The sequence below is a fragment of the Agromyces sp. CCNWLW213 genome, assembly GCF_037199545.1.
Classification (GTDB): Bacteria; Actinomycetota; Actinomycetes; order Actinomycetales; family Microbacteriaceae; genus Agromyces.
This window is the reverse complement of record NZ_JBBBDX010000001.1, coordinates 675137-688473: the sequence shown is the minus strand read 5'-3', so window position 1 is coordinate 688473 and position 13337 is coordinate 675137. Positions and strand designations below refer to the sequence as shown.

At 73.7% G+C, this 13337-nt stretch carries 10 protein-coding genes and 1 tRNA gene; 9 read left to right on the top strand and 2 right to left on the bottom strand.

Translation table 11 applies throughout. The features are described 5' to 3' along the window. Positions 1–156 precede the first annotated feature (156 nt). Complete coding sequence (locus WBQ80_RS03220) at positions 157–756, top strand: J-domain-containing protein (protein ID WP_336572618.1); 600 nt, start codon at positions 157–159, stop codon at positions 754–756. A gap of 143 nt (positions 757–899) precedes the next feature. Then, positions 900–3335: a transglycosylase domain-containing protein gene (locus WBQ80_RS03215; protein ID WP_336572619.1), complete on the top strand. Its 2436-nt coding sequence runs from the start codon at positions 900–902 to the stop codon at positions 3333–3335. Positions 3336–3404: 69 nt separating this feature from the next. On the opposite strand, the gene WBQ80_RS03210 is transcribed toward WBQ80_RS03215, so the two are convergent. Together WBQ80_RS03210 and WBQ80_RS03205 are read right to left on the bottom strand one after the other, a co-directional pair. Further along, positions 3405–5132 carry a hypothetical protein gene (locus tag WBQ80_RS03210; protein WP_337282455.1) on the bottom strand — a complete coding sequence of 576 codons (1728 nt, stop codon included), beginning with the start codon at positions 5130–5132 and terminating at the stop codon, positions 3405–3407. Between the two features lie 342 nt (positions 5133–5474). Further along, positions 5475–6119, bottom strand: coding sequence for an MBL fold metallo-hydrolase (locus WBQ80_RS03205; RefSeq protein ID WP_336571068.1), 645 nt, complete (start codon positions 6117–6119; stop codon positions 5475–5477). Between the two features lie 60 nt (positions 6120–6179). On the opposite strand from WBQ80_RS03205, the gene WBQ80_RS03200 reads away from it, so the two are divergent. The 7 genes from WBQ80_RS03200 to WBQ80_RS03170 all read left to right on the top strand — a co-directional run bounded on the left by WBQ80_RS03200 (position 6180) and on the right by WBQ80_RS03170 (position 13213). Then, positions 6180–7085, top strand: a complete 906-nt coding sequence (locus WBQ80_RS03200; RefSeq protein ID WP_336571067.1) for a diacylglycerol/lipid kinase family protein — start codon at positions 6180–6182, stop codon at positions 7083–7085. Positions 7086–7159: 74 nt separating this feature from the next. Beyond that, positions 7160–7235: transfer RNA gene (locus WBQ80_RS03195), tRNA-Glu, on the top strand. A 288-nt stretch (positions 7236–7523) separates the two neighbouring features. Further along, entirely contained in the window at positions 7524–8582 is a 1059-nt protein-coding gene (locus WBQ80_RS03190) for a TerC/Alx family metal homeostasis membrane protein (RefSeq protein ID WP_336571066.1), read from the top strand. A gap of 201 nt (positions 8583–8783) precedes the next feature. Further along, complete coding sequence (locus WBQ80_RS03185) at positions 8784–9587, top strand: PP2C family protein-serine/threonine phosphatase (RefSeq protein ID WP_336571065.1); 804 nt, start codon at positions 8784–8786, stop codon at positions 9585–9587. After that, positions 9568–10749 (top strand): FHA domain-containing protein, encoded by a 1182-nt coding sequence (locus WBQ80_RS03180; RefSeq protein ID WP_336571064.1) that lies wholly within the window; start codon positions 9568–9570, stop codon positions 10747–10749. Before WBQ80_RS03185 ends, WBQ80_RS03180 begins: the two co-directional genes overlap by 20 nt. Then, positions 10749–12503 carry a serine/threonine-protein kinase gene (locus tag WBQ80_RS03175; protein ID WP_336571063.1) on the top strand — a complete coding sequence of 585 codons (1755 nt, stop codon included), beginning with the start codon at positions 10749–10751 and terminating at the stop codon, positions 12501–12503. The genes WBQ80_RS03180 and WBQ80_RS03175 overlap by 1 nt, the downstream gene beginning before the upstream one ends. Then, positions 12500–13213: a hypothetical protein gene (locus tag WBQ80_RS03170; protein WP_336571062.1), complete on the top strand. Its 714-nt coding sequence runs from the start codon at positions 12500–12502 to the stop codon at positions 13211–13213. Before WBQ80_RS03175 ends, WBQ80_RS03170 begins: the two co-directional genes overlap by 4 nt. Positions 13214–13337 lie beyond the last annotated feature (124 nt).

Sequence of the window (13337 nt, the reverse complement as noted above, 5' to 3'; positions counted from 1 at the left end):
TTCGTCTTTCTCCGGCCGCTCGCGGACGAGCTGGCGGATCCCGGCGGACCGATGCCCTGAGCGGCCGCCGACGCCGCCCCCGGTCCCGTTCGGCACCCCTCGATCGGCCGCGACGTATCGTGGGATCGGATGCCCGTCGCCGCGAGGAGGTCGAGGATGAGCGAGGATCCGCAGCGCGCCGCGTCGCAGTACCGGCAGGACCGCCTCGCCCGCGAGGAGGCGCTCGCACGCGGCGAGGAGCCGGAGGCGACCGAAAGCGCCCAGGACGGCGCTCGCCGGTCCACCTCGGCGGAGCGCGCCGCGTACGTCGAGACGCTGATCCAGCAGGCGATTCGTCGCGGCGAGTTCGACGACCTCCCCGGTGCGGGCAGGCCGCTCGAGGGACTGACCGGGCGGTACGACGCCGACTGGTGGATCCGCCGCAAGATCGAGCGCGAGCAACTGACCGGACTCGGGCCGCCCGCCCTGACCCTCCGGGTCGAGGATGCCGAGCTCGAGGCGCGACTGGACCGCTTGCACCGCGAAGGCGAGGTCCGCGAGGCGGTCGAGGATTTCAACCGGCGCGTGATCGAAGCGCGCCGCCAGCTGCTCGGCGGCCCTCCCGTCGTGACCGCCACCCGGGACGCCGACGGCGAGGTCCGCGCCTGGCGCGAGCGGCGGGACGCTCGCCACCGAGCGGCGGCCGAGGAGCGCGAACGCGCCCAGGAGGCGCGACGTGCGCCCCGCCCTCGCTGGTGGCGGCGCGGTCGCGGCTGACGATCATCACGTAATGCCAACGCCGTGGCGGGGGGCCTTTACATCGCGTACCGGCTGAGGTTGCATGGGACGCAGGCCGCTCGGGCCGGTCACCGAACACCGGATCGCCGAGGCGGTCCGCCGGCAGATCGGGGGGTTCATCGGTGGAGCATCGCAACCTGCGCAGCCGCGACTTCGCCGAGACGCGGACGCCGCTCGGCGTCGTGGGCGGCCTCGTCGGGCTCGTGGCGGGCAGCGCTGCGGCCGCCATGCTCATCACGGTCGCGGTGACGCCGGGTCTCGCCGCCGCGGGCGTCGCGGCGTCGAGCACCATCTCGATGTTCGAGAACCTTCCGAGCTACCTCGAGATCGGCGAGCTGAGCGAGAAGAGCAACATCTACGCCAAGCGCTCCAACGGCGACCGGGTGCTGCTCGCGTCGTTCTACGACCAGAACCGCGTCGAGGTCGGCTGGGACCAGGTGAGCCAGTACGTCAAGGACGCCGCGATCGCCGGCGAGGACCCGCGGTTCTACGACCACAACGGCATCGACCTGCAGGGCACCATCCGCGCGGCGGCCACCACGGCGACCGGTCGCGAGACGCAGGGCGGATCCTCGATCGCCCAGCAGTACGTCAAGAACGTGCGCGTGCAGGAATGCGAGCGCCTCGCGGCCGACGAGGCGGAACGCGACGGGTGCTACGACGCGGTCACCGAGACCACGATCGACCGGAAGCTGAAGGAGATGCGCCTCGCGATCGGCGTCGAGAAGCGCTACACGAAGAGCGAGATCCTCCTCGGCTACCTCAACATCGCGGGGTTCGGCGGCACCGTCTACGGCATCGAGGCGGCGGCGAGCTACTACTACGACACGACCGCCGCGAACGTCACGCTCGCGCAGGCGGCCTCCCTCATCGCCATCGTCAACAACCCCGGCAAGTTCCGCCTCGACAAGCCGGAGGACCCGCTGAACGGCGCCGAGAACGGCTACGCGGCCAACACCGGGCGGCGCGACTACATCCTGCGGGCGATGCTCGCCGAGGAGAAGATCACCCAGGCGCAGTACGACGAGGCCGTCGCCACGCCCGTGCAACCGGTCATCACCGAGCCGAGCACCGGATGCCAGACGGCGGGGCCGAACGCCTACTTCTGCGACTACGTGAAGAACATCCTGCTGAACGACCCGACGTTCGGCGAAGACCAGGAGGAGCGCTTCCTCAACTTCCGGCGCGGCGGATACGAGGTCCACACGTCGCTCGACCTCGACCTGCAGGCCGCCGCGGTCAAGGCCGTGACCACGCATGTCCCGCCGACCTTCCCCGGATGGGACGTCGGCGGGGTGATCTCCTCGGTCGAGGTCGGGACGGGCCGCGTGCTCGCCATGGCCCAGAACCGCACCTACAGCCAGGATCCGGCGGTGCTCGCGAAGGGGCCGCAGTACACGAGCATCAACTACAACACGGACTTCGCCTACGGCGGATCCCGCGGCTTCCAGCCCGGGTCGTCGTACAAGGTCTTCACGCTCGCGGAATGGCTGAGCGCGGGGCGCGGCCTGGGGGAGCGGGTCGACTCGAGACGCAAGAGCAACTGGGGCACCTTCCAGGACAGCTGCCTCGGTCCCCACTTCGCCGGCGACTGGAATCCGCGCAACGACCAGAACGAGTCCGGGGCGAACTACAGCGCCATGGAGTCGACGGTCGGATCGATCAACACCGGCTTCATCGGCATGGCGAAGGAGCTCGACCTCTGCGGCATCCGGAAGCGCGCCGAGGCCTTCGGCCTGCACCGCGCCGACGGCGATCCGCTGCAGCAGGGTCCGTCATCGATCATCGGCACGAACGAGGTGGCGCCGCTCAGCATGGCCATCGCCTTCGCCGGCATCGCGAACGACGGCGTGACCTGCTCGCCGATCGCGATCGACCGCATCATCGGACGCGACGGAGAGGACATCCCGCCGCCCGAGTCGGACTGCACCCCGTCGGTCGTCCCCGAGGTGGCCGCGGCGATGCACACGGCGATGGGCGCGGTGATGACCGGCGGAACCGGGAGCATCTCGAATGCGAACACGCAGCCGCCGGTGCCGCTCATCGGCAAGACCGGCACGACGGATGCCGCGAAGGACACCTGGATGATCGGGGCCAGCTCGCGGGTCGCCACCGCGGTGGGCGTCGTCAGCGTGAACGGGCAGGCGAACCAGCGCAACATCTTCTTCGAGACCGGCCAGGCAGCCACGGCTCGTCACCGGATGTGGCCCGAGGTCATGTCGGTGGCATCCGCGAAGTACGGCGGCGAGCCGTTCACGCAGGCCGGAATGGGGCCGGTCGTCCCGCGCGTCGACGTCCCGGGGGTCGAACCGACGCCGTCGGCGCCGGTCGACGACTCCGGCGAGGACGCCAACGCGAATGTCTCGCCGCGACCGCAGCCGGAGCCGGCGCAGTCCGAGCCCGTGCCCGCTCCGGCCCCGGCCGCGCCGGAGCCGGCGCCCGCTCCGGAGCCGGCGCCCGCGCCGGAACCCGAGCCGCCGGCCCGGGGACCGACGGGACCGGACTGGCCGTTCGACCCCGACTCGGGGTGGCCGTTCGACACCGCTCCCGACGGCTGACACCGACCCCGGACGCCGGTCCGCGCCGCCGTGGAACGGCGGCGCGGACGAGCGATCCCGGTCGGCGCCTCAGGCGCTCGCGGGCCGGGGCAGCCGGCTGTGACGGATGCGGTGGCCGATCCAGGCGCCCACGGCGGCGAGCGTCAGGGCGCCGAACACCACCATCCAGGGCAGGAGCGCGCCCGGCGCCACCCCTGCGGTGCCCGCGGCGAGCTGCGCCGAACCGTTCGCGAGGCGGTCGTTGCCGTCCCTGAGGTCGGCGGCGCCGTCGGCGAGGTCGCCCGCGCCCGTGGCGAGGACGATGCTGCCGTCGGCGAGCGTCTGCGTGCCCGAGGCGAGGTCGCCTGCTCCGGTCGCGAGCTCGTCCAGTCCGCCGGAGAGGTCGGCGGCGCCCTGCGAGAGCGTACCCGCACCGGCCGCGAGGTCGCCGGCACCCGTCGACAGGCGCTGCGCCCCGGCGGCGAGTTCGCCCGACTTCGTCGCGAGCTCCTGCGTGCCGCTGACCAGCTCCTCCACGCGCGAGTCGAGCGTCGTCGTCCCGTTCCGCACGGCAGCGGCCCCGGCGCTCACGCGGGCAGCGGCGCTCGACACCTGGGCTGCGCCGTCGGCGACGCGGCTCGTGCCGTCGGCGAGCTGGGCGTTCGCGACCGCGAGCTGCCCCGCGCCGCCGGCGACCTGCTTCGCACCGTCCGCGAGCTTCGTCGAGCCGGTCGACAGCTCGGCGGCGCCTCGCGCCAGAGCGGCCGTGCCGTCGGCGAGCGAGGCCGAGCCGGCGGCGGCGGCGTCGATTCCGCCTGCGAGCTGCGCCGTGCCCGCGCGGGTCGACTCGGCGCCGTCAGCGACCGCCGCTGCGCCGGCCGCGGTCTCGGCGGCGCCGTTCGACACGGCCTGCGCCGCGTCACGGAGGGCCTGCGCCTGGGCGATCAGCTCGGGGCTCGCTCCGCCGGCCGCCAGCGCGGCGCGGAACGCCTCGAGGCCCGACGCGAGCTGCGCGCTGCCTCCGGCGACCTTCGCCGCGCCGCCGTCGACCGCTGCGGCGCCCGCGGAGAGCTGCGCGGTGCCCGCGACGAGGTCCTGCGCCCCGGCGTCGGCCGTTGCGAGCCCGGCCGCGAGGGCCGCGGCGCCCGCGTCGACATCGGCCGCACCCGCGGCCACGCCCCTCGCGCCGGCGGCCAGGCCGTCGGCGCCGGCCGCGGCGGCCGAGGCGGCGTCGCGGACCTTCGCGGCCCCGCCCGCGGTGGCCGCCGCGCCGCCCGCGACGCTGGCGGCGCCGCCGGCCACGGTGGTCGCGCCCGAGGACGTGCGCCCGGCACCGTCCGCGACCGCGGTCGCGCCGTCGTTCGCGCGCCCGATGCCGTCGGCCAGCGCACCCGTTCCGCCGGCGATCCGCTCCGCGCCGGCCGAGAGCCGACCGGACCCGTCCGCCGCCCTGGCAGCGCCGTCCGAGACCTCGAGCGCGCCGGCGGCGGCCTTCGCCGCCCCGGCCTCGACCCGATCGGCGCCCGCCGCAGCGGAGGCGGCGCCCGCCGCGACCTTGCCGGCGCCCTCGGCGGCGTCGCCGGCTCCCGCGCTGAGCTCGCCCGAGCCGTCCGAGAGCCGCTCGGCTCCGGCTGCGAGCTCCGCCGAGCCCTCGTCGGCGAGTCCGGCCCCGTCCGACAGGCGCGCGGCGCCCGCCGAGATGGTGCTGGTCGTGAGCAGGAAGAACGCCGCGAGGCCGATGAGGGCCACCGTCACGGCGACGGCGGCGATGCGGACGCCGATGCCGTGGCGGTGCGCGGCAGGGTCGATTCTCGTCATTGAGGCTCCTGTGTGTCCGGGCGCGCCGAAGCGCGGCGGTTCGGGTGCGGTGCAGGGCGACGGCGCGCCGAGGGTGCGAGGGAGCGGCGCCGGCTCGGCGCGGCACCCGCGGGAGACCGCACCGTCGCGGCTCCGGCGCGTGGTCGCGTCGAGAGTGGCATGAATCTCTCAGGGAGCCTGCCGATCCGTCAACGGAGTCCGGCGAAGTCGAGAGCTTCCCTCCAAGCATCGGCGCGTCGCGTCCGCGCCGCGTTGTCGGTCATCGACATGCGGCACGCGACGACGGGAACGCGTCCCGGTGCTTCCGCCCGGTGAGGCGGGCGGCCGCCGCGAGATCCGCCGTCAGAGGTCGAAGGAATCGCCCGGTTCGAGCGGGAGGTACTCGCCGCCGCCCTGCTCGGTCGCCCACTCGAGCCGGGCGTTCGACAGGTCCTTGCCCGCCCGGGAGAGCACCATCTCGTGCGTCGGGAAGGCGCGCCGCGGGCGGACGGCGACCACGTAGTCCATCGATTCGGCGATCTTCATCCACGGCGCCCCGGCCGGCGCGGCGAGCACGTCGACGTCGACGCCCTCGGGCACGGCGAACGAGTCGCCCGCGTAGTACAGGGAGTCGTTCACGAGCACGCCGACGTTGTCGATCACGGGGATGGAGGAGTGGATCACCGCGTGGCGGCCGCCGAAGAAGCGCAGCCGGAACGGTCCCACCTCGACCTCGTCGCCCGGTGCGACCCGCTCCACCTCGATCCCCGCCTCGGCCGCCGCGGCGACCACGCCGTCGGGGCCGAGGATGCGCACGTCGGGGCTGCGGTCGCGGATCCGTCCGAGCTGTTCCGGCGTCCAGTGGTCGTCGTGCCGGTGCGTGATCACGACCGCGCGCGCCCCCGAGGCCTCGGTGATCGGCGTCGTGAACTTGCCCGGATCGACGAACAGCCGAGCGCCGGAATGCTCGATGACGAGGGCGGCATGTTCCAGCTTCGTGACGCGCATGCTCCGAGCCAACACCGTGTGCGCACGTCATGCAACCGGGTGTGCTGCCACAATCGCAGCATGGGTCCCCGTTCCCCCCGGCGACTGCTCCTGGCAGTGAACCCCTCCGCGTCCTTCGGACGGAATCGCGTGGTCGGCCCGGTCGCCGCGCGCCGGCTCGCCGACGCCGGCTACGACGTGACCCTGCTGCGCGAGGACAACTTCGAGCTCCTGCGGCGCGAGACGCAGTCGGCGTTCGAGCAGGGCACCGACGGCCTGGTCGTCGTCGGCGGCGACGGGATGGTCTCGCTCGGCGTGAACATCGTGGCGCGCACGGGCGTGCCGCTCGGGATCATCGCGGCCGGCACGGGCAACGACCTCGCCCGGGCGCTCGGCCTCCCGCACGACGATCCCGACGCGGCCGTCGACGCGCTGATCGAGGCGCTCACGCGGCCCCCGCAGGTCATCGACCTCGGCCTCGCGCACCACGGCGAACTCGGCACGTGGTTCGCGTGCGTGCTCTCCGCCGGGTTCGACGCGGTCGTCAACGAGCGGGCCAACCGGATGTCGCGACCCCGGGGCCCGAGCCGGTACACGCTCGCGCTCCTCCGCGAGCTCGCCACGTTCCGCCCCCTGCGCTATCGGCTCACGCTCGACGGATCGGTCCGCGAGCATGCTGCGATGCTGGTCTCGGTCGCCAACACGCCCTCGCTCGGGGGCGGCATGCGGATCGTCCCCCACGCCGACCTGTCGGACGGCACGCTCGACGTCTTCATCGTGCACCCCCTGTCCCGGGTGGGCCTGCTGAGCGTGTTCCCGCGGGTGTTCGCGGGCGAGCACGTCAACCACCCCGCTGTCGAGTTCGCTCCCGTGCGGCGCGCGCGCCTGGAGGGCGACGGCATCGTCGCGTACGCCGACGGCGAACGCCTGGGGTCGTTGCCGGTCGACGTCGAGGCCGTGCCGGGGGCGCTCGCGGTCTTCGTCTGAGCGTCTCGACGCCCGTCCCGGGCCGATTTGGAATGGGCTCGAGTCGTGTGGCATACTCTTCAAGTCGTCAACGAGGCCCCATCGTTTAGCGGCCTAGGACGCCGCCCTCTCACGGCGGTAGCGCGGGTTCAAATCCCGCTGGGGTCACCACACGACAGGCGAACGCCCCCGCATCATGCGGGGGCGTTCGTCGTTTCCGCGGATGCCGCATCCCGGACGCCGTCCCCGGGATCCCGTGATGCGGGCGCGCGCCGGCTCCCTCGGCCGCTAGACTCGTCCGAGCGAAGGGGAGTATCCCACCGAGGTCCAGCGCCTCGGGCCACGATCGTCAATACGAGCGCCGTCGACGCCGCTCCGGGCGTGGCGGCGCACGCATGTGCGGCCGGGAGAGACTTTCGGTCCTCCGTACGCAATCGCACACACCCGGAAAGGCGTCACGTGACCGCACTGCCCGTCTGGTTCGAAGTCGGCTCGCTCGTCGTGCTGACCCTCATCCTGGTCGCCGACCTGCTGCTGGTCATCAAGCGCCCGCACGTCCCGTCGTTCCGCGAGTCGACGCTGTGGGTGGTGTTCTACATCGTGCTCGCGCTGATCTTCGCCGGCCTCATGTTCACCATCGGCGACGCCGAGCACGGCGCCCAGTTCCTCGCCGGATGGCTGACCGAGTACAGCCTGTCGATCGACAACCTGTTCGTGTTCGTGATCATCATGGCGCGGTTCGCGGTGCCCAGGAAGTACCAGCAGGAGGTGCTCATGGTGGGCATCATCCTCGCGCTGATCCTGCGCGGCATCTTCATCCTGCTCGGCGCGCAGCTGATCGCGAACTTCAGCTGGATCTTCTACATCTTCGGCGCCTTCCTGCTCTGGACGGCCTTCAACCAGGCCTTCGGCAACCACGAGGACGACGGCGGGGACTCCGCGCTGATCCGCCTGCTGCGTCGCCGGCTCGCGATCACGAACGACTACGACGGCATCAAGCTGCGCACCGTGATCGACGGGCGCCGCTTCTTCACCCCGATGCTCATCGTGTTCGTCGCGATCGGCACGACCGACCTCATCTTCGCGCTCGACTCGATCCCCGCGATCTTCGGCATCACCGAGAGCCCGTTCATCGTGTTCACCGCGAACGTGTTCGCGCTCATGGGCCTGCGCCAGCTCTACTTCCTGCTCGGCGGCCTGCTCGAGCGACTCGAGTACCTCAAGTACGGCATCGCGTTCATCCTCGCCTTCATCGGCGTGAAGCTCGTGCTGCACGCGATGCACGAGAACGAGCTGCCGTTCATCAACGGCGGCGAGCACATCGAGTGGGCCCCCGACATCTCCACCTGGACCTCGCTCGCCGTGATCCTCGGAGCGATGCTCGTGGCGACCGTCGCGAGCCTCGTCAAGGCGAACCTCGACGCGCGCCGCCGCGGCCACACGCTCGGCGAGGAGATCCCGCACTTCACCGACGAGGGCGACCGCGCGGAGCGCGACGAGTCGCGCGTCGAGCGCTGATCGCGCCCCGTCGACGCCGGTCCGGCGCGGCGACCCCGCCGTCGGCTTGCTAGCGTTGAGCCACTGCGCCTCCGCGCCGCCCCTACCCCGCAGAGAGGACCCCAGCCAGTGACGTCCGATGGCAGTGGTGTCGTCGCGATCCCCAGTGGGTCCGCGCGCATCGCGCACAGTGCACGAACGCACGTCGGCCGCGTCCGGTCGGTGAACGAGGACGCGCTCCTCGCCCACGCGCCCGTGTACGTCGTCGCCGACGGAATGGGCGGCCACGCCCGCGGCGACGCCGCGAGCCGGGCCGTCGTCGACACCTTCCGCCGGCACCTCGACACGGGGGCGCCATCGCGCCCCGAGCAGGTGCTCGATGCGATCCACAGCTCGAACGAGGTGGTCCGGGCGCTCTCGACCGAGGGCGACGAGGGCACCGCGGTCGCCGGCACCACGGTCGCGGGAATCGCGCTGGTCGACGCGGGCGACGGGCGAGGCGTGCACTGGATGGTGTTCAACGTCGGAGACTCGCGGGTCTACCTGTGGGACGGACGGCGCCTCGACCAGGTGACGGTCGACCACTCCGCCGTGCAGGAGATGGTCGATGCGGGCCTGCTCCACGCCGACGACGCGGAGCGGCATCCCGACCGGAACGTGATCACGCGAGCGGTCGGCGCCGACGAGGTGGTCGAGCCCGACGTGTGGCTCATCCCGGCGCACGGTCGCCAGGTGTTCCTCATCTGCTCCGACGGGCTGTCGAAGGAGGTCGGCGACGAGGCGATCGCCGGCATCCTCGCCGGAGCGTCCTCGCACGCGGCCGGGCTCGCGGGCGAGCTCGTCGAGGCCGCGCTCGCAGCCGGCGCGCGCGACAACGTCACCGCGGTCGTGGTCGAGTCCGACCTGGGCGGCGAGCACGTCGACGGCGACGAGGCCACGCGCGACCGCGACGACGCGCTGCCGCCCGAGGCGGAGCAGACCTGGCCGAGGGGAGCGGGGGAGCAGGGTGGCGGACTACCGACCTGATCCCGGCGGCGGATGGCTCGCCGCACTCCGCCCCCGCGTCCTCCTCGTGCTGCCGGCCGAGCGCGCGGGCGAGGTCGCCGCGCTGTGGCCCGCACTGGGCACGGCGGATGCCGCCGCGGCGGTCGTCGACCGGCTGACCGCCGGCGGGGTGACGTCCGCCCCCGGCTTCGCACTGGTCGTGCGCGAGCCCGGTTCGGTGCGGGTCCTCGCGCGGGGTCCGCTCACGGTGCGGGTGGGCGAGGACGCCGTGTCCGGCGCGGGCGTCTCGACGTGGAGCGAGCGCGCCTTCGACGGGTCGCCCGAAGTCCGGGTGAGCGTCGACCGCGGGGCCGAGGCGGCGGACGCCTCCGGGCCCGCCCTGCCGATCGTCGAGGGCGTCGTCGCGGCGTCCGTCGTCGACTGGAGGGGCGTCGAGGCCGCCGGGCCCACGTCCGAGTCCTCGACGCCCGACTCCTCGGCGTCCGCGCCGGCAGCGGTCGTGCCCGGTCCGGCCGACTCGCGCCCGGAACCCCCCACCGCCGAGGCGGCCCGGCCCGTCGTGACCGCCGCCGCGCCCGAGGCAGAACGCCACGGGCCGCCGGACGAACGCACGATGGTGCCCGACGAGGACACCGTCGTCGGGTTCTCGCGGACCGAGCGCCCGCGCATCGACGTGCCCGACGGCCAGGCGACCATCGTCCCGCCGCCCGGCCTCGGCGACCCGCGCGTGCTCGGGGACCACGACGGGCTCACCGTGGCGGCCGCCGACATCCGACGTCTGCGCGAGGCGCGCGACGCCGGGCCCGCGGCGGCGGAGCCGGGTCGCTCCGCCGACGGCGCCGACCACCGGCTCGCACTGCGGATGCCCGACGGGTCGTTCGAACCCATCACGGGCGAGCTGCTCCTCGGTCGCGCCCCCGCCATCGGCCGGGTGACGGGCTCGCGCGTGCCGCGACCGGTCGTGATCGGCGCGGGGGACCCGGACATCTCCCGGACCCACCTGAAGGTGGCGGTGGAGGGCGGCACCGCCGTCGTGACCGACCTCGAGTCGCGCAACGGGACCCACGTGGTCGCGCCCGGCCAGGCGCCGATGCGCCTCCGGCCCTCGGAGCCCACGCCCGTCCTCCCGGAGACCGTCATCGACCTCGGCGGCGGATGGTCGATCCAGGTGGTGACGCGCTGATGCGTCGCGCGCCGTCGTCGCCGCCCGACCTGCCCGGGTACACGCCGCTCGGACTCCTGGGCTCCGGCGGGTTCGCCGACGTCTTCCTGTACGAGCAGCGCCTGCCGAGGCGCAAGGTCGCCGTGAAGGTCCTGCTCGCCGACGACATCGACCAGGGCACGCGTGCGCAGTTCGTCGCCGAGGCGAACCTCATGGCGCGCCTGTCGGCGCACCCGTTCATCGTGACGATCTTCCACGCCGACGTGTCGGCCGACGGACGGCCCTACTTCGTCATGGAGTACTGCTCGGGGCCGAGCCTGTCCGAGCGGTACAAGCGGCAGCCGCTCACCGTCGAGGATGCCCTCCGCACCGGGATCCGGCTCTCGGGAGCGGTCGCGACCGCGCATGCGGCGGGCATCCTGCACCGCGACATCAAGCCCGCGAACGTGCTCACCAACGACTACGGATGGCCGGCGCTCAGCGACTTCGGGATCTCCTCCGACCTCGAGGGCGAGCTGCCGGTGCACACCATGTCGTTCACGGGCGATCCCGCGGCGACGGGCTCGGGCACGGGATCCGACCGGGCCGCCGTGGGGATGAGCGTGCCCTGGTCGCCGCCCGAGCTGTTCGAGGACGACCCGCGTCCCGACACCCGGAGCGACGTGTTCGCGCTCGCGGCGACGGTGCACACGCTGCTGGCCGGGCGCACGCCGTTCGAGGTGCCGGGGCGCTCCAACGGCCCGCTCGACCTGATCGGCCGGATCGAGCGCGGCCGCATCACGCCGATCGATCGCGACGACGTGCCGGCGAGCCTCCAGGCCGTGCTCGCGACCGGGATGGCCCCGCGCCGGGAGGACCGATACCAGAGCGCCGTCGAGTTCGGTCGCGCCCTCCAGCGCATCGAGCTCGAGCTCGGCTACTCGGTCACGGGCATCGAGGTGCCGGCGATCCCCGCGGCGACGCCGTCGGACGCCGGGGCGACGGATGCCGCGAGCGAGGCCGCCCCCGCGCCGGAGGACGAGGACGCGACCCGCGCCCGCTCGGTGAGGGTCGTGCGGCCCGAGGGGCCGGTCGGACCGGCTGGCCCGTGGTCGGCCGACGCGCCCCGACCGGTCCGTGGTACGGCGCCCGACGGCGACGACGACGACGCGACCCGAGCCAGGGGCGTGCGCGAGGTGCGCGCGCAGGCGCCGCGGTCCGCGCCCGCCTCCGACCTCGTCGACGACGGGACCGTGCTGCGCGGCGCCTCGCCCGCGGCACGCGGCGGCGTCCTCGCAGCGGCGGGCGGGGAAGCCACGTCGGTCGCGGCTCCGGCCGCCGACGAGGCTGCGGTCCCCATCGACCCGCCCCGGCCGGGCGCCGGGCGGCGACGCGCGATCGCCGTCGCCATCGGCGCCGCGGCATCCGTCGCCCTCGTCGCGGCAGCCGGCGCCGCCATCGTGCTCGGCGGCTCGCTCGGCGGCCCGACCGGGGACCGGGAGGCGACGCCCGACCCCGCCGAGGACGCGGTCGTGGCCGCGACGGTGCCCGCCCCCGAGATCGAGCCGGGGCAGGCATCCGGCGACGGGAGCGTCGTCTTCGCGGTGTCCCACGACGACCCGGAGGAGGGCGACCGGTACCGCTGGCGCAACGCCGACGGGTCCGGCGGCACGGCGATCGCCGAGGGGCCGCAGATCGTCGTCCAGGGGGTGCCCGCCGGGCGCACGGTCTGCATCGAGGTGCAGGTGCAGCGCGGGAGCAAGACGTCCGAGCCGGTCACGGGGTGCACCGCATGAGGCCGCTGCGGGTCGAGTACTGCGGTGAGTGGTACACCGTCGAGTCGGGCCGGACCTTCGGCATCGGCCGGGACTCCGACCTCACCATCGACGACAACCCGTACCTGCACCGGACCTTCCTGACCCTGTCGAGCGAGTTCGGGCTGTGGTGGCTGTCGAACGTCGGCCAGCTGCTGTCGGCGACGGTGTCGGATGCCACGGGGAGCGTCCAGGCGTGGGTCGCCCCCGGTGCCAAGCTCCCGCTCGTCTTCCAGACGGTGCACGTGATGTTCAGCGCGGGAGCGACGACCTACGACTTCACGGTGCACGCCGAGGAGGACTTCTACAACACCTCGCTCACCGCGAGGCCCGACGACGGAGGCACCACGATCCTCCCCGTCACCCTCACGAGCAGCCAGCGGCTGCTCGTCGTCGCGCTCGCCGAGCACGTGCTCGCCCAGCCCTCCGCGGGCCGCGCCACGGTCCCGAGCTCGGCCGAGGCGGCAGCCCGGCTGGGCTGGAGCATGACCACGTTCAACCGCAAGCTCGACAACGTGTGCGAGAAGCTCGACAAGATCGGCGTCGACGGGCTCCGGGGCGGACGGGGGAGGCTCGCGACCAATCGGCGCGCTCGGCTGGTCGAGTACGCGGTCGCGACGCGGCTGGTCAGCGCGGAGGACCTGGCGCTCCTCGACCGGACCGCCGACGAGCGCGCCGAATCCCCGTCCTGACGACGCCCGGAGCCCCGGAGACCCCTCTCCGGTTGATGCGTCCGAATGGGCAGCGCTCCCCATTCGGCGGCTCGCGGGGACCGTGTTAGCGTGATGCCCGGCCCGCCGGTCTCCGGCGGCGGAA